The sequence below is a fragment of the Oxynema mangrovii CENA135 genome (genome assembly GCF_016632315.1).
Taxonomy (GTDB): Bacteria; Cyanobacteriota; Cyanobacteriia; order Cyanobacteriales; family Laspinemataceae; genus Oxynema; species Oxynema aestuarii.
This window is the reverse complement of sequence record NZ_JAEOXH010000002.1, coordinates 440,090-460,864: the sequence shown is the minus strand read 5'-3', so window position 1 is coordinate 460,864 and position 20,775 is coordinate 440,090. Positions and strand designations below refer to the sequence as shown.

The 20,775-nt window shown below is 52.9% G+C and carries 13 protein-coding genes; 6 read left to right on the top strand and 7 right to left on the bottom strand.

All coding sequences use genetic code 11. The features are described from left to right. Positions 1 to 17: 17 nt before the first annotated feature. The 5 genes from JJD41_RS15785 to JJD41_RS15765 form a co-directional block, all read right to left on the bottom strand. On the bottom strand, positions 18 to 470 hold the full coding sequence (locus tag JJD41_RS15785) for a hypothetical protein (protein WP_200668144.1): 453 nt from the start codon (positions 468 to 470) through the stop codon (positions 18 to 20). Continuing rightward, positions 467 to 3,433 carry a CHAT domain-containing protein gene (locus JJD41_RS15780; protein ID WP_200668142.1) on the bottom strand — a complete coding sequence of 989 codons (2,967 nt, stop codon included), beginning with the start codon at positions 3,431 to 3,433 and terminating at the stop codon, positions 467 to 469. The genes JJD41_RS15785 and JJD41_RS15780 overlap by 4 nt, the downstream gene beginning before the upstream one ends. 506 nt (positions 3,434 to 3,939) lie before the next feature. Continuing rightward, positions 3,940 to 5,421 carry a protein kinase domain-containing protein gene (locus tag JJD41_RS15775; RefSeq protein WP_200668140.1) on the bottom strand — a complete coding sequence of 494 codons (1,482 nt, stop codon included), beginning with the start codon at positions 5,419 to 5,421 and terminating at the stop codon, positions 3,940 to 3,942. A 195-nt stretch (positions 5,422 to 5,616) separates the two neighbouring features. After that, positions 5,617 to 8,331: a WD40 repeat domain-containing protein gene (locus JJD41_RS15770; protein ID WP_200668133.1), complete on the bottom strand. Its 2,715-nt coding sequence runs from the start codon at positions 8,329 to 8,331 to the stop codon at positions 5,617 to 5,619. 184 nt (positions 8,332 to 8,515) lie between these two features. Further along, positions 8,516 to 10,537, bottom strand: a complete 2,022-nt coding sequence (locus JJD41_RS15765) for a serine/threonine-protein kinase (RefSeq protein ID WP_200668132.1) — start codon at positions 10,535 to 10,537, stop codon at positions 8,516 to 8,518. Positions 10,538 to 10,888: 351 nt separating this feature from the next. Between JJD41_RS15765 and JJD41_RS15760 the strand changes: the two genes are divergently transcribed. The 3 genes from JJD41_RS15760 (at position 10,889) to trpE (ending at position 15,353) form a co-directional block, all read left to right on the top strand. Then, positions 10,889 to 12,958, top strand: coding sequence for a DICT sensory domain-containing protein (locus tag JJD41_RS15760; protein ID WP_200668131.1), 2,070 nt, complete (start codon positions 10,889 to 10,891; stop codon positions 12,956 to 12,958). Between the two features lie 175 nt (positions 12,959 to 13,133). Beyond that, positions 13,134 to 13,562, top strand: a complete 429-nt coding sequence (psaD, locus tag JJD41_RS15755; protein WP_168571526.1) for a photosystem I reaction center subunit II PsaD — start codon at positions 13,134 to 13,136, stop codon at positions 13,560 to 13,562. 258 nt (positions 13,563 to 13,820) lie between these two features. Next, positions 13,821 to 15,353, top strand: coding sequence for an anthranilate synthase component I (gene trpE, locus JJD41_RS15750; RefSeq protein WP_200668123.1), 1,533 nt, complete (start codon positions 13,821 to 13,823; stop codon positions 15,351 to 15,353). 67 nt (positions 15,354 to 15,420) lie between these two features. Here the strand turns inward: trpE and JJD41_RS15745 are convergent, their stop codons facing one another. After that, on the bottom strand, positions 15,421 to 16,746 hold the full coding sequence (locus JJD41_RS15745) for a septal ring lytic transglycosylase RlpA family protein (protein WP_200668121.1): 1,326 nt from the start codon (positions 16,744 to 16,746) through the stop codon (positions 15,421 to 15,423). A gap of 175 nt (positions 16,747 to 16,921) precedes the next feature. Here JJD41_RS15745 and JJD41_RS15740 point away from each other — a divergent pair, with 175 nt between their 5' ends. The 3 genes from JJD41_RS15740 (at position 16,922) to JJD41_RS15730 (ending at position 20,044) form a co-directional block, all read left to right on the top strand. Further along, complete coding sequence (locus JJD41_RS15740) at positions 16,922 to 17,809, top strand: PhzF family phenazine biosynthesis protein (RefSeq protein ID WP_200668119.1); 888 nt, start codon at positions 16,922 to 16,924, stop codon at positions 17,807 to 17,809. Then, positions 17,810 to 18,673, top strand: coding sequence for a M28 family peptidase (locus tag JJD41_RS15735; RefSeq protein ID WP_200668117.1), 864 nt, complete (start codon positions 17,810 to 17,812; stop codon positions 18,671 to 18,673). Positions 18,674 to 18,811: 138 nt separating this feature from the next. Then, a complete protein-coding gene (locus tag JJD41_RS15730) occupies positions 18,812 to 20,044 on the top strand; it encodes a Caspase domain-containing protein (RefSeq protein WP_200668115.1) in 1,233 nt (410 codons plus the stop codon). 21 nt (positions 20,045 to 20,065) lie between these two features. Here JJD41_RS15730 and JJD41_RS15725 read toward each other — a convergent pair whose 3' ends face one another. Further along, positions 20,066 to 20,677, bottom strand: coding sequence for a Uma2 family endonuclease (locus JJD41_RS15725; protein WP_200668113.1), 612 nt, complete (start codon positions 20,675 to 20,677; stop codon positions 20,066 to 20,068). Positions 20,678 to 20,775 lie beyond the last annotated feature (98 nt).

Sequence of the window (20,775 nt, the reverse complement as noted above, 5' to 3'; positions counted from 1 at the left end):
GACGTTAAGGCGATCGCTCACCCCAATTTAAACTCGAATTTTAGAATAAATTTCGCTTGTTTCACCGAATCCGAACTTTTACAAACATCTTTCATCGCGGGTTGGGCTTGACTTTTCCCTAATTTTTGCTTAATTTGTTCCGTAATTGTCGGTAAATCCGTCAAGTCGTCGATCGCGCTAGCAGCGTTATCTACTTCAGTTGTTTTACTATCTTCTAACTCAAAACGGGCATCGGGTAAAACATCGCGTCCCATGCGAGTGTGATTGCTACTGTTGAGCAATTGAGCATGAGCTAAACTGTAGACCTTTTCCAACGGCGCGTAGCTTTCTACCAGGCGATCGATCGCGTCGCTGTCCGGACGATCGCCGAGTTGGTTAATTTGGGCTTGGATAGAGTCCGGTAAAGGGTTTTGCTGTTGGGCGAGGGCCACCAGAAACGCTTGAAAAATCTGGAGATCGGAGTCTTTCATCGTCCACACAAGATAAACGCCGACCAATAATAAGGATCGGCAAAGGGCGTCTCTTTCATTGTAGCGATTGAACTCGACCAACTTTTGAAATTACGCAGCAGGGAACGGGGAAAATTCGGATCGTTCTCGAATCGTTCAATTTGTTGCCGATACCAATCCCCTAACCGATCTCGGGTGACGGTTTTGAGCCATTGTTGGGCGTTAGCAAAGGCGACGGGTTCCGGATGTCCTCGTTCTAATTCCTGATAAAAATAGAGGGCGAACAACGTACTTCCGAGGGACTCGACAGACCATAACGTACTCACGATGTAAGCCACCCGCGATCGCGCAAAGGCGCTGGTCAAACCGACATATTCGCTGGTGATAGTTTGGTCGCTACTGACCGCCGTCTCGCAGGCGGACAGGTAAACGAGGCGGTAGGCGCTCAGATCGAGTGAGAGAATCTCCTCGACTGCCAGCCGATCTTCCCCCTGCAAGCATAAAGCAGAGGCGATCGGATTGCTAAATTCATAATAGCCGTGTCCGCTAAAGTGAAAAGCGCTGTGAGGCTGTTGCAATGCGGCTTTGAGCGCGGCGGCGGTGGCGTCAGTTCCGGCGAGGCGGGTGTTGCGCCCAAACAGGCGGGCGACGATCGCCGATTCGACCTCGGCGGCGGGGAGGGGGGCGAGGTCTTTGTGAGAACCATCCGTCGTTTTGGTCAGACTCGGCGGATTTTCGACGCTGAGGAGGGCGTCAAACCGGGAGGCGTCCGACGGCGTGGGTGCCTCGGGACGGGCAAAGGCGGCACTCGGCAGGTAAGTGAGGGTGCAGGTGTCGGGAAAGCGATCGCTGTTGACAAATAAGCCATGGAGGGGAAGGCGATGCAAGTCTTTATGCGGAATCAGAATCAGATGCTGGTACTCCCGGCAATCGTCCAATTCGTCTAAAATAGCGTCAATCTGCACGATCGCGGCGAGGCGATCGAGTTGTGCTTTTAAGCCCTTTCGCCAAGAGTCGCTTTGGGTGGTGGTTTTGTCTTTTTTATCCTTGGGATTGCGGTGATAGATTCGATTCCACTCTTCCATCCAGTCTTCTAGGTCCGGCAAATTGCCCGTATATTCGCTTCGGTCCTGAAAGCGGTTGTGGTTTAACACCGTCGGTTCGGGCCGATCCGGTTTGAGGATAAAGGTGGTGAGGGCGTAGGGACTCCAATGCCAGTACACGGCGGCGGTGGATCCCCCCCCCGCCCCCCTTGGAAAGGGGGGTGCTGGAGGATTCTCTCCAGGGGGCGAGTTCAAATTCACCCCTTCTAAGCCCCCCTTATTAAGGGGGGTTGGGGGGATCTCTCCTGCCAGAAACTGCCGCATTTGCGCCCAGTCCAGTTCGGTCACCGCGTCGGCCCTACCGTAGAATAACCAAGACAAACAGGCATTTTTCCCCGCTTCCGCGATGGCGAAGGCGCGCCCGAACTCACCCCGTCGCACGCACAAATCGACGGTTAACTGCTTGAAATCGGCAAACTGGAGGGCGAGTTGGCGTTGCTTCCCGGGACTGGGGCAACAGTCCACCAAACGGCGCACCAGATCGGTTCCCCGCCGTTGCAACTCCTGCGCCTGTTCGATTTCGTCTAAGCTCAGCAAGAGGCGAATTAAGGGGCGTAAAACCTCTAAATGTGTTTCGGGATAGGCGGTTTCCGTAAGGGTTTCGAGGGCGAGATTGTAATATGTGAATGCGGTTTGTCTGTCCTGATGGCGGTGTGTGGCTTCTCGGCGCGATCGACTGGAATAGAGATTGCCGATCTCAAAATGCAAATAACCCCACCCTTCCGGATGGGTGTCTTTCTGGCAATACTTCAAGCCTTCTCGGTAAGTGAGCAATGCCCCTTCAAACCCTCTCCGGTTTAAATCTGGGTTTTGGAGGGCCAGCTCAGAGGGCAAATAGGGAGAATTTCGTCTGTCTTCTACCTGGTTTGCAGCCCGACCCCGCATAGCCCAAGCTTGCCATATATCGCGTTTGAGAATTAAGGCTGCATCAAATGAGGCGATCGCCTCCTCATATTTTCCTAAGTTATTCTGCGCATTCCCTCGGTTGCCATAAGCCTCGGGGAAATCCGGTCGGAGGCGGATGGCTTCGTTGTATGAGGCGATCGCCTCCTCATATTTTCCTAAGTTATTCTGCGCATTCCCTCGGTTGTAATAAGCCTCGGGGTAATCCGGTCGGAGGCGGATGGCTTCGTTGAATGAGGCGATCGCCTCCTCATATTGTCCTAAGTTACGCTGCGCTACCCCTCGGTTGACATAAGCCTCGGGGTCATCCGGTCGGAGGCGGATGGCTTCGTTGTATGAGGCGATCGCCCCCTCATATTGTCCTAACATAGCCTGCGCATTCCCTCGGTTGTTATAAGCCTCGGGGAAATCCGGTCGGAGGCGGATGGCTTCGTTGAATGAGGCGATCGCCCCCTCATATTGTCCTAAGTTACGCTGCGCATTCCCTCGCGCAAACCACACCTCAGCCTCATCTTTCTCCTTCCCCTCCGGTTCTGCAACCTTCTCCCCCGGTTCTGCAACCTTCTCCCCCGGTTCTGCAACCTTCTCCCCCGGTTCTGCAACCTGGGCTAACACTTCCCTGCCGATTTTCGCTGCAAGTGCGCCCCATTCCTCCCCATAAAGTTCGCCAAACTGCACCATCCGCCGCGCCAGTTCTCGATGCTGGGTGGGATTGTCGGACAAGCGATTGGCGAAACCTTCTAACCAACTCGTCCACTGCGAGGGTGCAATTCCTTTGGCGATGAGGAACCCCTTCATCTGTCCGCGACTGGCCCCCTGTTCCATCCAATCGAGCAAATGTAGAAACGTAGACTCCAATTCCGTCGCCGAGATTGGCGGACGCGATGGTGGGGGTGGCGGGGTCGGGGTCGGTTTGTGCCACCATTGCCGCAGTCGGCGATAGAGTCCGGTCAGCCAGCGCCACAGTCGATGCAACATAGTTGTGAGGGAAAAGTTAGGAAATTGTTTTTATTTTATGGCTTTTCCGACCTTGGTGTGTAGGATAAATGCTTGTAGCCTATATCTGGCAAGGAATTTCGCGATTTGAGCGACCTTTTTATACAGTTTAGCAAAAACTCCCGGTCTAAAACCCCGTCTTTTTAGGACGGCTTTATGTTGGAGTATAATGCAGTCGGTGACTCTGGGAACGCAAGAAACAAGAGACACTCCGTAATCCCTAAATCCCTAACTCTCTAACTGTCAACGGTAAAGCCCACACAGTAAAAGCGTACCCAAATCAAATACGGTGGGGCACATCGGAATTCACGTTTGGGGAGTAGATCCGCGCTTGTGGCCTAAATAGCGATATTTGTGTCGGACTAGAAATGAATGTGTAAGACCAAAACCACTTGAGTCGAGGAGTTGCCAAGAAAGCCTAGAAAACAGTTGGCTTTGTAAGGGGGGTTGAGGGGCATCGGGTCGGTACCGACTTGGTTTGAAACCTGCTATATCCGAGCCCTCGGCGATCGCGATCGAATCAGCATTTCCCAAGCTTGCATCACCATCGTATTCGATTCGGATTGGGGCAGGAGTTTTTGGGCGCGATCGAAGTATTTTTCGGCTTCAGGATCGCGCCCGCATAATTTAGCCACCAAACTGCAATGCAAGCAAACAAAAGGCTGATTGGGATCGAGTTCTAAACACCGTTCGTAACTTAAAAAAGATTGAGCATAGTCTTTTAAAATAAACATCAACAACCCCCGATCGCCCAAGCAGCGAACGTGATTGGGTTTGAGTTCTAAAACCTTTTCATAACACTGTTTGGCTTCCTCGTAACGTTTTAATTCCAAACAGGCGTGTCCTTTTTTATACCACGGTTCCGGGCGATCGGGATTGGCAGAAATAGCCCGGTCGTAAGCGGCGATCGCCCCGTCGTAATCGCCTAATTTTTCCACCAACCATCCCGTCACCAGTTGTCGCGTTCCCCCGAAAAAACTGGCGATCGGCGATCGATAGGGGGGCGATCCACTCGCCGCCGAACTCCCCGGCGGTGGCGAACTTTTGTAAGTAGGAAGTGGCGGCAAATTTTGCACCCGTTCGAGTACTTCCTTCGCCGAATGAAAGCGTCGATTGAGATTATTTTCGACCAAACCATCCAAAATCTCGCCGAGTTGGGGACTCATCGGTTCGTTGAGGTAATCTCGCCAGACCCACACCCCGCGATCGAAATCGTATAAATCGAACGGGGCGATCGCCGTCAGCAAGTGCAAACAAGTGACCCCCAAACCGTACAAATCGCTAGCCGTAACCGCCTTACCGATCGTTTGTTCCGGGGCCGCATATCCCGCAGTTCCGATGACCGTTCCCGTCCGTCCTAACGCCGTTGCGGTGGCAAATTTAGAGGCACCAAAATCGACTAAAACTAATTGAGATTGTTCGGTTTCGCGATCGCCATTTCCCGCGAAAATTGGACGGCGAATGATATTTTCCGGCTTAATATCCCGGTGAATCACCTGTTTCTCGTGGACGAACTGTAGAACGGGTAGTAAATCGGCTAAAACTAAGCGGATTTCTCGTTCGTTAAAAGTACCGCGATCGGCTAATTCTCGTTCTAAGGTTTCCCCCGGGATAAACTCTTGAACTAGATATTGATAATTATTGACCTCAAAATGGGCTAATAATTCGGGAATTTGGGGGTGTTTCCCTAACTCGTCCAGACGGATTGCTTCTTGTCGAAACAGTTCCGCCGCTTTTTCGGGTTGACGGCTACTTTGCGATTGGGGAAAAAATTGTTTGATCGCGCAATAAGGCTGAGACGGTTTATATTCGTCTACAGCGAGAAATGTGCGTCCGAATCCTCCTTTTCCAATCGATTTAACCGCCCGATACCGATCGCCCAAACGCAATTTTTGCCCGCAAGATTGGCAAAATTGACCATCTTTAGGATTGAGCGGTTGTTGACAATCGGGATTTAAGCAATAGGACATTTTACGATCGATATTTAAAGCGATGAGAGTCGAACAAATTCACTAATCCGCTATCGGCGATCGCCCCTCGTCAGCGATCGAGATCGGGTGAACTTTAATTTTAGCGTATGTTTTGATTCCCCGGAGTCGCCGTCACTGGACTTAAATCTTTCCGAAATGAAAACCAGGTCAGTTGACAACGGATTACAACGGATCTCATGATTTCGATTCAGCTTTCCAAACTTTAATCGTTTTATCCCCACTGACACTCATTAAATAATTGCCATCCGGGGCGATCGCCAAATCGTTAATGCGATCGGAATGACCGCGTAAAGTTTGCACGCATAACCCCGTTTCCAGTTGCCAAACTTTCATAGTTTTATCCTCACTGCTACTGATGAGAAATTCACCGTCGGGAGTGACGGCGAGGGCGGTAATTCCCGCTAAATGTTCGTTGAGTTGGAACGTTTCCGCCCCTGTTTTGCGGTTCCAGACGCGGATAGTTCCGTCACTCGTCCCGCTTACGATCGTGTCGCCGTCGGGGGTTGTCGCGAGGCAACGAACCGCCTCTGAATAGCCTTTTAAGGTTTTAATTTCCACCCCATCGTAGACTTGCCAAATTTTGACCGTGCGATCGCCACTGGCGCTGAGTAAAAGTTGTTCGTCCGGGGTAATGGCGATCGCATAAATTGCCTCGGTATGACCGCGCAAACTGCGAACTTCGCGACCGCTTTCGACATCCCAAATTTTGACGAGATGGCGACTATCTCCCGTGGCAACTTGACGACCGTTATTGACAAAATGCAGGCTATCGATCGTTGCGGATTGACCGGAAATGACCTGTAATTTTTCTCCGGTTGCGACAGTCCAAATATAGAGATTTTCCCCGATCGCCCCAGCGAGGCGATCGCCGTCGGGACTGAAGGCGAGGGCGTTAACGGTGGCAAACCATTCGTCACCATTAAAAACGCGAACTTCTTCCCCAGTTTCGACCGTCCACAGTCGGATCGTATTATCGCGATCGCCCGTGGCGAAGCGTTCGCCATCGGGAGAAATGGCCACCGCTTGCACCGCATCTACATGGGCTTTTAAAGTTTTAATACACTTCCAATGACTCGCCCCACTGTCTCCGGCGCGATCGGATCCTTTGCCCGGAATAGGAATACCTTCCGGCGTTTTAATTTTAGAAAATAGATTGCCGACAAATCCTTCGACTTCACCGACAATTTCACCGAATGAAGATTCAAAGCCGCCGAGGAATTGACCGGAGGAGGGGCGATCGCCTGAATTGCGTTTTTCTTTTCTTTCTTCGTTTAATTCATCGTCGAATTCATCGCCAAATTCATCGCCGAATTCATCTCCAAATTCATCGTCGAATTCTTCCTCATCCTTGCGGTCTGTCGGGGCCGACTTCGCCGGACTCCCAAACGTTTCTTTCCGATATTGATTGAGAACGGGGGGCGGTTGATGGGGATTGGTGGCGGGGGGTGGCGTCGGTTCCGGTTCGCTGGCGGGAGGTGGCGGCGGTGGCGCCGATGTGGTTAATTCGGGTAAAGGAGTGGCAGGCGGCGGCGGTTCCGGTTCGCTGGCGGGGGGTGGGGTCGGTTCGTTTTGCCAGGCGTCGTCCCAGTCGTCCCACTCGTCGCGAGTGACCGATACATTGGATAGATCGGCTAAATTTAAGCGGGGAGTCGGCGGGGAACTCGGTTGATTTTGGGCGAAGGATTCGAGACGTTCCAAGCGGTCTTGGATGTTGGCGAGACGTTGGAGAACGTCGGAGATCGCGCCTTGGTTATCTTCTTGGTGGGCGTCGAGGCGGTCGTTATACTGAGTGCGTTCGCGTTCGATTTGTTCGGCCTGCGATTCGAGGCGATCGAGGCGTTGGTAAGTGGCTTCGAGATTGGGAGAATTGGGGAGAGATTTAATCAGATGGTGTAATTGGGCGCTTTCGGCGGTCTCTTCGGAGAGGTTGAAAAGTTGCGAGAGTTGTTCGAGTTGCAATGCGGTGGTTTCGGCGAGTTCTTGCAAGGTCGTTTCCAAATGGTCGAGGCGTTTTTCGACGCGATCGATTGGTTCTAAGGCTTGCAGGGACTCAATTTCAGCCTTAAGCGGCCCGATCGCCGCTTGTTGAGTGTCGATCGCCGCTTGCAGGGTTTCGATCGCGCGATCGTGGTGTTCGCGGGTCTGTTTCCAGTCGTCGGCGATCGCGTCGAGTTGTTCCAAACGGCGATAAATAGCGTCTAAATTCGGCAACGGCGGTAACGATTCCATGAATTGGTGAACGCGATCGATCGCCTCTTGGGTTTGTTCGAGAATGGTTTGCTTGAACCGATCGAATTTAGCTTGAGTTTCCGCATCGATCGCCGGACGATTTTCTAAGGTGTCCAGGCGATCGCCCCAGGCAGAAAGGGTTTTTTCTAAAGTGGTTTCGAGACGTTGTTCGAGGTCTTGAGTAATTTCGGTTTTTAAACGGTCAAATCGTTCGTTCGTTTCCCGTTCGAGATCGGCGACAAATTCATCTAAAGCGTCAAAATTTTCTTGCAGGGGATTGAGGCGATCGTAAATCGGGGCGATCGCCGCTTCCAGTTCCCCGCGTAGGTCTTGTTTTAAGTCTTTAATCTCGGTTTTTCGTTCGGAAACGAGTTGTTGTGCTTCCCATTCCACCCCTTGCATTCGACGTTCGATCGCCTCTAGATTGGTGGCTTCCGGTAGAGATTGAATCGATTCGTGTAAATGGGCGATCGCCGTTTCCGTTTCCAAGCGATCGCCGCGATCGATCCGTTGTCGGTTCGCTAAATTCAAACCGACGGCAAGGGTTAACGGCGTCACTGCATAAACAAATTGTCCGGTTCCCGTCGCGGCGATCGTCCCGAGAATCGATCCGGCGATCGCGATCGTTTCGCTAATATCAAGCCAATGTCGTTTAGTCATAGAATTTTAGATTTTAGAGTTTAGATTCTAGAGTTTAGATGTCGGATAGGTTAGAGTAAATTATCAGTCAATTTTAAACGATCGTCGAGGCTGGCCTGTGGGAAGAACGCGGGGCGATCGTGGCCGTCTCTTTTTAATTTTACGACCGATCTCAGCAAGGGATAACTGGGGCGTTTGGGAAACCTCAACCCCACCGCCATAACTTCGCCGTCCCGTCGTGACTGCCACTGGCTAAAGTCGTCCCGTCGGGAGAGAACGCCAAGGCGACCACACTTTGAGAATGTGCCGTTAACGTGGCGAATTCTGTCCCCGTTTCGAGATTCCATAGTTTAATTGTGCTGTCATGACTGGCGGTTGCACAAGTTTGACCGTCGGGAGAACAGGCGATCGCCCCTACGGGCAGGACGTGACCCGTTAAAATATGAGTTAAGGCGGGCATCATGAGAGGATCGTCCCCCCACTGCCAAATTTTGACTGTCCGATCCCAACTGCTGCTGACGAGATGGCGTCCGTCACCGGAAACCGCCACTGCATAGACTTCGCCCCGATGGCCGTAGAGGAGATGTTGTAGCTCACATTTATCAATTTGCCAGAGGGCGATTTCGCCATTCGCACTTGAGCTAACCAGGCAGTGCGATCGCTCCGGGGTAGTTGTCGCCCACTGCGGGTTAAAGGCCACTGAAGTGACGCGATCGCCGTGTTCCGCGAAGGTTTGGCGGAGGCGACCCGTTTGGAGATCCCACAACTTGAGAGTGCGATCGCGGCTGCCACTGGCCAGGGTCTGCTTGTCCGGACAGAAGGCGACGGATCCCACCAAACTCGTGTGACCGGATAAAGTGCGGACGAGAAGCGGGGCGAGCCCCCGGCGCAGATCTTGGGGACTCAACTGCCACAACTGCCACAGGTCGATGCGCCCGTCTGCCTTAGCGCAGGCCAACAAGCGACCGTCCGGCGCGATCGCGATCGCCAACGGTCCCGAGGGTTGAGTGCGGATTTCCTGCAACTCTTCCCCGGTGGCGAGATCCCAAAATTTGACCGTCCCGTCACCCCCTGCCGTGGCGATCGCCTGGGCTTGAGGGATGAGGGCGATCGCACAAATACCACTCACGCTCCGATGGGCGATCGTCGTCACACATTGCCACCTCGGCGCCGGATCCGGTGGGGCGGGGGGCAGGGTCGGATCCGTTTGAACCGGGGGAAGGGGCGCCGATCCTTCGACGGACTGAGGGCGGACCGTCGGCGTCACTGCCGGGGCGGGGGGCGGCGCGAGGGGTTGTGAAACATAGACCGCTTGAGACCGTTGTCTTCGTACCGGAGGGGCGATCGGCGATCGGGGATCGACCGCCTTGAGAACCTCGCGCGCCGATTGATAGCGTCCTCGTAAGTGAGAGCATAATAACTTGTCTAAAATCTCGCTCAATTCGTCGCTGACGGGTTCGAGCAGATAATCGCGCCACCTCCATTTCCCCTCAAATGGATCGAACAAATCGAACGGCGACAGATCCGAGAGCAAATGAATGCAACTGACTCCCAAACTGTACAAATCGCTGGCAAACGTCGGATGACCCCGCAACTGTTCCGGCGCCGTATATTCCGCCGATCCGATTAACGTCCCCGTTTTCGCCAACGCCGTCGCCGTCGCCCGTTTCGCCGCCCCAAAATCGACCAAAACCAACAGTTGCGTATCCTGACGGCGAATAATATTGTCCGGTTTGAGATCGCGATGGATCAGATCGTGCTGGTGGAGGTAGTGGAGGACGGGAAGCAATTCTTTTAAAATTTGGCGAATTTGGCTTTCGTCAAACGTCCCGGTGGCGCTCAATTCTTGTTCTAAGGTTTGACCGGGGACGAACTCCTGAACCACGTAATCGCGATCGCCCCCCTGGAACGCATCTAAAAACTGCGGAATTTGCGGATGTTCGCCAATCGCTCGCAGGCGATCGACTTCCTGGGAAAATAAATGAGCTTGAGTTTCGGGGTCTTCGCCTCGCCAGCGAATTTGTTTGAGAATGCACTGCGGTTTGCCCGTTTTGGACTCGTCGAGGGCAATGAAGGTTTTACTAAATCCCCCGGCCCCAATTTGCCGTAAAGGACGATACCGCGCGATCGGATCCCCCAATAACAACCGCGTCCCGCAATACTGACAAAATTGATGACGATCCGGGTTTTCAGGATGCGGACATTTGGGATTGAGACATAGTGACATTTTTAGAGTTTATTTTTAGCGTTTAGAGTTTAGATTTTAGAGTTTAGATTCGGGGCGGGGGGATTTTAGAGTTTGGATTCGGGGTGTCGGTAACTCGATCTTTGCTCTCGACTCCACTCCCCACTCTCTATTCTTTCCTCCCTTCTTCCCCGCCCCCTCTTGTACGATAAGTTGATAAAGGAAATACCCGACACCCGAGCAAAGCTTCCTTTCACCGAGAGGGACTCGTGTTTGAATGGGAAAGAGGCCATCTCGCGATCGCGCGCGTCCGGCGCAGTGCGGTAGCTCCATCGGGATCGAGTCGAAATCCAACCAAAATTTTGCCCAGAGTGGACTGAAAGAGACTATTACATGAGCATTGCCACTTCCGTACTGGACCAGTTGCTCGAACACTGGCCCGGACTCCGGTCTCAAGTTTATTTCAAAACTTCTTTAACCGCGCTGTCTCATGCGATGGAAGATCAAGTCTTGGCTGGGGAAACGACTCCCCTGGTGATTGCTTGCTTCCAAAGAGAGCGGTTTTACCGCCAAGAAGCCCACCGCTACAAGCGAATTGCCGCTAAAAGCGATCGGGTTTTTATTTTGGCGGCGCCGGAAACGGATTTTAAAAATAGTTCTGAAGTTCACGAAACCATCGCCTTCGACCCGGATGATGCCCTGGCGCAAGAATGGCATTTGATCGTTTTGAGTTCGGCTTATGCGACCTGTTTGGTCTGTCGGGAGAAAGAAGGGTCGCCCCTCCGAGTTCCGGAGGCGCCGGGGATGGACCAAGCCCGTCGCTTTGAGGGGATTTGGACCTTCGATCGCCAGGTGACGGGTGACGTGGCGCGCTTGCTGCTCGATCGCATCCGCATTTACCGACCGGAGTTAGAGGCCAAAATCGAGTCTACGTTGGATTTGTACGGGTTGAGGGAGTCCTCGGACGATCGCGAGGTCGAAAGCGGCTTTCAAAATGTCGATCCCGGTCCGTTTGCCCAACGTTTGGTCACTTACCTGCAAGCGGGACAGCACAAGCTGTTAAAAACTTATCGATCGATCGCGGCCCAAGAACGCCGGGAACGGCTGGTCAACTCGATCGTGATGGCGATCCGCCAATCGCTCAATCCGGCAGAAATTTTCCAAGTGGCCGTCCGCGAACTCGGTCAAGCCTTGGGTTCTTGTCGCTGTTTAATTTATCGGTGCAAGTCAACGGACGCCACGGCGGCGATCGCCCACGAATTTTTAGGCAGTTCGGTCGCCTCCCTCGCGGGTCAAACCTGGCCGTTACAAGACAATCCCTTATTCGACGACGTGGCGATCGCCGCAGAGCGCATTTACGTCGAAAACACCGCCACCGACCCCCGCATCGAAAACTCGCCGACCTTACAACATTTAATCCAACAGTGGGAAATCGCCGCTTGGTTGATGGTTCCGGTTCTTTACCAAAACCAACTCGTGGGGATGGTCGAGTTGCACCAATGCGGCGACTGTCCCGGACAGTGGGAAGACGAGGATTTAGCCCTCGTGGAAGCCGTCGCTACCCAAGTCGGCGTCGCCTTGATTCAAGCGGAAGCCTACGCCAATCTCGAAGACCTCAACGAGCAACTCGAAGCCCTCGACTTGACCCGCAGCAATTTAATCGCGATTACCGGACACGAATTGCGAACGCCCCTGTCTACGATTCAAGTTTGCCTCGAAAGTCTCGCCAGCGATCCGGACATGCCCGCCGAACTGCGCCAGGTGATGCTGAGTACGGCCCTCGACGATGCGGACCGGATGCGAAAACTAGTGCAGGATTTTCTCACCCTGTCGCGGTTGGAAAGCGGACGGGTGGAGTGGAATCCGGAAGTGTTGCCCGTGGCTGAATGTATCGAATTGGCCTTGAGTAGCGTCCGGGCGCGATCGTCCCAAGAACATCCCTTACCGACGATGGAGGTCGAGATCCCCGAAGACTTGCCGTTAGTGCGGGCGGACGGCGAATGGTTGGTGGAGGTGCTGTCAAAACTGCTCGATAATGCCTGGAAATTTACGCCCCCGGAAGGTACGGTTTCTATCGGCGCCGAACCGTTCGACGAGAGTTTTTTAAAAGTGACGATCGCCGATAGCGGACGGGGGATCCCGGGCGATCGCCTCGAAGCCGTTTTCGACCGCTTTTATCAGGAAGAAGGCGCCCTGCGACGCTCTACCGGAGGTACCGGATTGGGATTGGCCATCTGTCGGCAAATTGTCAATGCTTGGGGCGGCCAAATTTGGGCAGAGTCCGAAGGGAAAGATTGCGGCAGTCAATTTTACTTTACAATCCCGACGGTCGAAAGTGGCAGCCGCAGCCCCGGCGGCGAGATCGCCTCCGATCGCGAAGTTGGCTCGAAAAATTCCGGAAAACGAAAGAAAACGGAAAAATCGCAGAAAAATTCCCGCTCCCGTCGCACGACCTTGCGCTAACAAGCAAAGAAGGGCTAAAAACGCTCTCCGACGGCTACAGGCAAGGCGATCGCCGAGTGCGGACTCGCCAAATTTCTCTAAGAACTGTAACAGTTCCTTACAAAGTCGTTAGATTTAACGGGGGTGAGTGATAGGATTCCCTAAAAATCGCCTCAGATAAGAGAGAGAGTCATTCATGGCAGAAACTCTGACAGGAAAACCACCAAAGTTTGGCGGTAGCACAGGTGGGCTGCTGACCAAAGCTAATGTTGAAGAAAAATACGCCATCACCTGGACCAGCTCTAAAGAGCAGGTCTTTGAAATGCCCACAGGTGGGGCGGCCATTATGAATGAAGGTGAAAATCTCCTTTATTTAGCTCGGAAGGAGCAATGTCTCGCTTTGGGAACTCAATTGCGGACGAAATTTAAGCCCAAAATTGAGGATTTCAAGATTTACCGGGTTTACCCCAACGGTGAAACCGAGTATCTCCATCCCAAAGATGGCGTCTTCCCCGAGAAAGTCAATGAAGGTCGTCCCTTCATGGGCAAAGTGGATCGCAACATTGGCAGCAATCCCGAACCCGCCAAACTCAAGTTTAGTGGCAAGAAAACTTACGACGCTTAAGTCTTAGGGCTTAACGCTTGAGACTGCCGCCCTCGTGGCGGTTTCTGTCGTAACTGCGCCATTAAATCCTATCGCAGGAGGGTAGCACAATTGTGTTACCCTCCTTATTATTCGCGCCCGTCCCGGCTGACAAACTCCGGCGACAGGCGATCGCTGTTTATCGGTTTGGGCTACAAAAATGACCGATAACTTGACAAAAACTAAAGTATGTGATATGGGAAATCGTCCCTACTGACTCCTGAGATCCCCGTTAAAACTATGATTTTTCCGAGTTTTTCCAAGTTTTCCGAACTGGCGAAAGAGGGCAATTTTGTTCCGGTTTACCAGGAATGGGTCGCGGACTTAGAGACTCCCGTATCGGCTTGGTATAAGGTTTGCTCCGGTCAGCCGTATAGTTTTTTATTGGAATCGGTCGAAGGCGGCGAGAAATTAGGACGCTACAGTTTTCTCGGCTGCGATCCGTTGTGGATACTCGAAGCGCGCGGCGATCGCACCACCCAGAAACACCGGGACGGGGCGATCGAAACCTTTGACGGCGATCCGTTTGCGGTCCTCTCGCGCTGTCTCGAAACGATCGATCCGGTTCAATTACCCGAACTGCCTCCCGGCGTCGGCGGTTTATTCGGCTTTTGGGGATACGAATTAATTCGCTGGATCGAGCCTCGGGTGCCCGTTTACCCCCCCGCCGAGGGCGACTTACCCGATGGATTGTGGATGCAGGCGGATACCTTGCTGATTTTCGATCAAGTGAAGCGCAAGATTTGGGCGATCGCCTATGCAGATTTGCGCGACCCGGACACCAACCGAGAAACCGCTTACCAGCAAGCGTGCGATCGCGTCCGCCGTTTCGTCGATAAATTACAAATGCCCCTCTCCGGTAAAGATACGGTACTGGAGTGGCATCCACCCACCAGCCCCACCGACGCCGAGGACGCCTTAGCTTGGACGAGCAACACTTCCAAAGCAAAATTCTGCGAAAACGTCCTCAAGGCCAAACAATATATTACCGACGGCGATATCTTCCAAGTCGTCCTGTCTCAACGACTGGCAGCCCGCTACGACGGCGATCCCTTTGCCCTCTACCGATCTCTGCGTCTGATCAATCCTTCGCCGTACATGGCCTATTTTAATTTCCAAGATTGGCAGATTATCGGGTCGAGTCCGGAAGTCATGGTGAAAGCCGAACGCTCTCCCACGGGCGATCGCCTCGGGATCGTCCGCCCGATCGCCGGAACCCGCCGCCGGGGCGCCACCCCCAGCGAAGACGAAGCCCTCGCCACCGAACTGCTCGACGACCCCAAAGAAGTCGCCGAACACGTGATGCTCGTCGATCTCGGACGCAACGATTTGGGCCGAGTTTGCCGCAAGGGAACCGTCAGCGTAGACGAATTGATGGTGGTCGAGCGCTATTCCCACGTCATGCACATCGTCAGTAACGTGCGCGGTTATCTCGACCCGGAGAAAACCGCCTGGGACTTACTCAAAGCCTGTTTTCCCGCCGGAACCGTAAGCGGGGCGCCCAAAATTCGAGCGATGGAAATTATTCACGAATTAGAAGGCACTCGTCGCGGTCCGTATTCCGGCGTCTACGGATTTTACGACTTCGAGGGACAACTCAACAGCGCGATCGCCATTCGCACGATGGTCGTCCGACCGGATCCCAACGGAGGACACCGCGTTTCCGTGCAAGCAGGGGCCGGATTAGTCGCCGATTCCGACCCGGAAAAAGAATATGAGGAAACCTTGAATAAAGCGCGAGGATTGTTGGAAGCGATTCGCTGTTTGAGTTGAGAGCAGGGAAAGCATCTGCAGTGCGGGCATCTTGCCCGCTTCTTCCCGATTCCCTCCTCTCGATTCCCTATTCCCCGGAAAGCGCAACCACTTTCTGACCCGGTTTCATGATCGTGGCTTCGTAGGGGACGACTCCGGCTTCTTCGCTGCCGATCGAACGGGCGGCGCCCAAGGCTAAATCCAAGCTTCGCGGGGGGATGTAGGGGCCGCGATCGTTAATGCGGACGATCACTTCCGATCCGGTTTGCAGGTTTTTGACTTTTAAATAGGTGTCGAACGGTAAGGTTTTGTGAGCGGCGGTCAGTTCGTTTTGATCGAAAATTTCCCCGGTGGCGGTCAGTCGTCCGTGGAAATAAGGGCCGTACCAAGAGGCAGTTCCACGCAGTTTTTGAGACGTTTCGACCAAGCCGTACATCTGCGCTTGGGCTTGGGTGACGGAGAGACGAGGGACGCCCAGGGCGAGGCGGAGATTGTCGATCCATTCGATCGCCACTAAGTCGCGATGGCGTTTGAAATGGCTCGCCAAATCGGGATCGATCGCGAATAAATAGAGATCGCCAATCCGGGCGGCGGGTAAACCCCGCACGAGGGTCGGTTCGAGTTTAGCCGCATCTTCGGGGACGTCGAGCAGTTCTTCGATGCGTTGGGCGAACATTTCGGCGCGCAGGCGATCGGGGAATTTGGCAATTAAATAGCCGTTGACCCAGACTTGAAAGGGCTTTTTCGCCGAGGAGCGCGACCGTCGGGTGCTGGGTTTGCGAACTTCACGAGTCCAAGAGACGGTTTGCAAGGCATTGGGGCGATCGCCCCAAATGACCACCATGTCCTCAATTTCAACTTCATCCGCACTGACGACGATCGCCTCGACGGGACGGCGGGGAGACCAGACGGGTTCGATCCAGCCGCGATGGGGGTCGATCAGCCGCTCGAACACGTGCTGTACTAACGGCGATCGACTCATGGGTTCGCTCGTCGGGAGCGATCGGCTCGCTTTCCCTGCGTACCAGGGATTGGCGCGATCGCCCCCGGTCCGTGCGTCCGCCGTCGAAAAGCTACAAATCCCGCGATCGGAACTAGGCTTTTCTTGGGGTTGAGCGCTCGTTTGGCGAACCCCAAACCCCTGGGAATTGCCTTGAAATAAGGAACGCGATCGCTGTTGGGCCAACAATTTGACGCGATCGCCCGTTCGGCGAATCAATTGGCGTCTCTTTCGTTTTTTCAATTGCAAGCGATTATGTCGTTCTCTGCGTCTGTCTACCGGACGAGCGATCGCGGAGAAAACATCACCCTTTAGGGGGTTGCCAAGTGGATTCGGAGAACTCAATAATTCTCCACTAGAAGAAAATACACAAGTCAAACAAGAGGCAATTCCGAGGGATACCAAAAATGACATAACCTTTTTTTCTTGATAAGAAATGATTCGTGTTTGCGGTTAATTCGTAATAGAGTATATCGATGTTTATTGAAGATCAAGAGGCACTTGGGATCGACGAGCCAGCCTCTCGCGTCCCTGTTGAGTCGGCGATCCCTTGACGGTACTCGATTTCACCCAATGAGAAGAGGCTCGAATGACGTCCCTAAATTTTTACATTGTCGATGTTTTTGCCGAAGAAAAATATAGCGGCAATCAACTGGCGGTCTTGACTGTTGCCGACTCCCTCACCGACGACGAAATGCAGCGCATCGCCCGGGAGGTCAATTATTCGGAAACTACGTTTATTCTCTGCGATCGCCCTAACAAGGGCGGCTACGATGTCCGGATTTTTACCCCGAAAAAAGAATTACCGTTCGCCGGACATCCGACTTTGGGAACGGCTTTCATTCTTCAGCAAGAGATGATTCGCAACCCCGTGGAGACGGTGAATTTGAATCTAAAAGTCGGCCAAATTCCCGTCCAGTTTTCTTATCGGGAAGGGAAACCGGACGTCTTGTGGATGCGGCAAAATGCGCCCACGTTTCACCGCCAGTTATCGATTGAGGCGATCGCCCCCGCCTTGGGATTGGCGATCGAAGATTTTGATCCCCGCTTTCCCATTCAAGAGGTTTCCACCGGGATTCCCTTTTGGATCGCCCCCCTCGCCAGCCTCGACGCCCTCAAACGGGCTAAAATCGATCTCGACCGCTATAGCGACGTCGTCGCCAGCAGCGACGCTCGCGAAATTTTGCTGTTCGCGCCGGAAGCTTACCAAAGGGACAGCGATTTAAGCGCGCGGATGTTCGCCCCCTTGTTGGGGGTTCCCGAAGATCCGGCAACGGGCAGCGCTAACGGCTGTCTGGCGGCGTATTTAGTGCAACATCAGTATTTTGGGACAGAGGCGATCGACGTGCGCGTGGATCAAGGCTACGAAATCGATCGCCCCTCCCTGCTGCTGTTGAACGCCCGTAAAACATCGGAGGCGATCGCCGTGCGCGTCGGCGGTCGGGTCGTGGCGATCGCCCGAGGAACGTGGGGATAAGTGAGTACGAGTAACTTAAGTGAGTTAAAAGCCCGGTTGCGATCGCACCTTGTCGAAGTCGCCCGCGATCGCGACCCCTACCTCGCCACGGGGGGTCATTTTTACGTGCGCCAATATCTGCGCGATCGTCTCCAACAGTGGGGAAGGGTCGAAACTCACCTTTTTCACCTGCGCGGACAACCCCACGAAAATCTCATTCTCAATCTTCCCGCCCGTCCTGACGCCCCTCACTCGCTCCCACCCCTTTTAATTGGCGCTCATTACGATGCCGTACCCGGTTCTCCCGGCGCCGACGATAACGCCACTGGACTCGCCGTTTTACTCGAACTCGCCCGCTTTTTCGCCGCCACACCGATTCGATTTCCCCTCCGTTTCGTCGCCTTTGATTTAGAAGAATCCGGACTGTTAGGCAGTCGTGCTTATGCGGAATACTTGTGGAAAAAACGCGAACCTCTACGCTTGGCGATCGCCCTAGAAATGCTCGGTTATTGCGATGAAACCCCCGGTTCCCAATCCTACCCTGCATTTTTAAACTATTTCTATCCCGATCGCGGCAACTTCATCGCCTTAATTGCTAATTTACCTGCAATTGGCGACGCGATCGCCCTCTCCCGTCAGATCCGAAAAACCGATTTACCCTGCGAGTGGTTGAGCGTCCCCGGGCGCGGTTTTCTCGTTCCCGATACCCGCCGCAGCGACCACGCCCCCTTTTGGGACCGGGGATATCGCGCTGTGATGGTGACCGACACCGCCAATTTGAGAAATCCCCACTACCATCAACCCAGCGACACGATCGCCAACCTTAATTTAGATTTTTTAGCGCAAGTTTGTCACGGATTAATCTGCAGCTTGCAGAACTTATAAAAGAGTAGGGCCAAACGATCCGATCGACCGATCGCGATCGCCCCCCTCTAAAATATAAAGATTTTTCACCTAAAAATCTAAAATCTAAAATCTGAAATCTAAAATAATCTTGTCGCGATCGCCGAGGAATATCGATCGATGCGAAGCCTGTCTATTTTTCAGCCCCTTTGTTGTGCCTTTTTATCAGCCTTACTCGGAGGAACTCACGTTACACCCACTGTTCCATTAACCCACTCTTCCTCCGTCCGTTCGACGGCGCCAACTTGTCAAAATCGCAGCCACCATTCCCCCGAGTTTTTAGTCGTCGGGGGCGGGAGTAATCCCTATTCCAACGAAATCGCTTTAGAAAAAAATGTTCTCTACTTTCAACGTACCTTAGAAACCCTCGGTTATTCGCGATCGCGAGCGACCAGCTTTTTCGCCAACGGAGATGACGGACAAGCGACCGTACGCTATCTCGACGAAACCGGAAACTATCAGCTTAAAGCCCCAGAAATCCCCGATCTCGCCGGAGCATCCACCTTAGACAATTTAAGTGAGTGGTTCTCACAATACTCTTCCCAAGACGGCGATCGCTCCTTCTTTTTCTACTTCACCGGACACGGTTTACCCCAAACCTTCCTCTTGTGGGGACAAGACGAACTCAGCGTCGGACAGTTTGTCGATTTTCTAGACCGACTTCCCCAAGAAACCACGATCGTCACGATGATGGCACAATGTTACTCCGGCTCCTTTGCCGATGCGATCTACGAAGGCGGCGATCGCGCGCGACCCGTCGCCTTGCAAACGCGCTGCGGCTTCTTCGCCACCGTCGGAACGCGCCCGTCCGTCGGCTGTACCCCAGAAGTGAACGAAGCGGACTATAAAGATTACAGTTCCAGCTTTTTCGCCGGATTGAGCGGGATCGATCGCACGGGAAACCCGGTGGCGTCCGCCGACTATAACGGGGACGGACGAGTTTCTTACGCCGAAGCGCACGCCTTCGCCAAAGTCGATGAAGAAACGATGGACTGGCCCGTTTCTACCTCGGAAGTTTGGTTGCAAGAACGCGCCTCTGAAGCGGATAAAGACGGATTTTTAAATCAGGCGATCGCCTCTTTTTTGCCGAAAGCTCGTCCCGAACAGCGCTATGTCGTTCGCGAATTGAGCGCAAAGTTTAATTTAGATTTGAATCGGTCTTATTTAGACAATTTAGAACAGTTAGACCCGGCAGAAATTAACTCCGATGTCCAAGAAGCTTATTTAATGCGCTTGGGAATGGAGTTGATTAATATTGGCATGGGCGATCGCATCCGCCACTCAAATGATGCAGAATCGATCCGCATTTTTAATCAGTTGATCGACTGTGAATCGGGCTTTCTGAAATCTTAAAAGATTCCAGCGATGGCAATATTAATTCTCGGGTTCGCTCCCTCGTTCTTTCGTTTCACTTTTCGTGAAATCGAGAGTTGCATAAATTTCTGATAAAGGAGTATCGATCGCCAAACTTTCAACACGGGCGATCGCCTCCAATCCTTCATAAGTTTGTAAAATCCATAAATTATTTTCCATCCGCCGAAAAATCTCGACTAAATATTCTTGACAACTGACTAAAATATATTCTTGTAAACTGGGAATCGTGCGATAATATTGAAACTTTTTACCGCGATCGAACGGTTCCGTCGATGGTGAAAGGACTTCGACAATTAGCTTGGGAAATTTGACCTCATAGCTATTCATATCTTCGTCATCATTACAAGTCACCACAAGATCGGGGTAGAAAAAACCTTTTTGTTCAGTGACATTGACTTTCACATCTGCCATAAAAGTTTGACAGGCAGAATTGCGTAATTTTTCGCGAAACAGCATAGCCAAGTTGAGGCTAATGGCGTTGTGTGCTTTCGTTGTTCCCGCCATTGCGTAAATTTGGCCGTCAATGTATTCGTGTTTGATCTCGCTTTGGCGTTCGAGTTCGAGGTATTCTTCGGGAGTGATGTAACCGTCATGAGATGTTACGGCAATCATGAGAGTTCCTCCTGGGTTTACTTTTAGTTTAAACCCAATTCGGCGATCTTTGGACGATCGCGCATTGACGATCGGGAAGGGTCGCTTAACTCTAATCT

What these genes read in the sequence shown, in the direction of transcription:
- JJD41_RS15765 (WP_200668132.1), bottom strand. Translation starts at nt 10,537, where the DNA reads ATGTCACTATGTCTCAATCCCAAATGTCCGCATCCTGAAAACCCGGAT.
- psaD (WP_168571526.1), top strand. Translation starts at nt 13,134, where the DNA reads ATGGCAGAAACTCTGACAGGAAAACCACCAAAGTTTGGCGGTAGCACA.
- JJD41_RS15725 (WP_200668113.1), bottom strand. Translation starts at nt 20,677, where the DNA reads ATGATTGCCGTAACATCTCATGACGGTTACATCACTCCCGAAGAATAC.
- JJD41_RS15745 (WP_200668121.1), bottom strand. Translation starts at nt 16,746, where the DNA reads ATGTCATTTTTGGTATCCCTCGGAATTGCCTCTTGTTTGACTTGTGTA.
- JJD41_RS15780 (WP_200668142.1), bottom strand. Translation starts at nt 3,433, where the DNA reads ATGTTGCATCGACTGTGGCGCTGGCTGACCGGACTCTATCGCCGACTG.
- JJD41_RS15785 (WP_200668144.1), bottom strand. Translation starts at nt 470, where the DNA reads ATGAAAGACTCCGATCTCCAGATTTTTCAAGCGTTTCTGGTGGCCCTC.
- JJD41_RS15775 (WP_200668140.1), bottom strand. Translation starts at nt 5,421, where the DNA reads ATGTCCTATTGCTTAAATCCCGATTGTCAACAACCGCTCAATCCTAAA.
- JJD41_RS15730 (WP_200668115.1), top strand. Translation starts at nt 18,812, where the DNA reads ATGCGAAGCCTGTCTATTTTTCAGCCCCTTTGTTGTGCCTTTTTATCA.
- JJD41_RS15740 (WP_200668119.1), top strand. Translation starts at nt 16,922, where the DNA reads ATGACGTCCCTAAATTTTTACATTGTCGATGTTTTTGCCGAAGAAAAA.
- JJD41_RS15760 (WP_200668131.1), top strand. Translation starts at nt 10,889, where the DNA reads ATGAGCATTGCCACTTCCGTACTGGACCAGTTGCTCGAACACTGGCCC.
- trpE (WP_200668123.1), top strand. Translation starts at nt 13,821, where the DNA reads ATGATTTTTCCGAGTTTTTCCAAGTTTTCCGAACTGGCGAAAGAGGGC.
- JJD41_RS15770 (WP_200668133.1), bottom strand. Translation starts at nt 8,331, where the DNA reads ATGACTAAACGACATTGGCTTGATATTAGCGAAACGATCGCGATCGCC.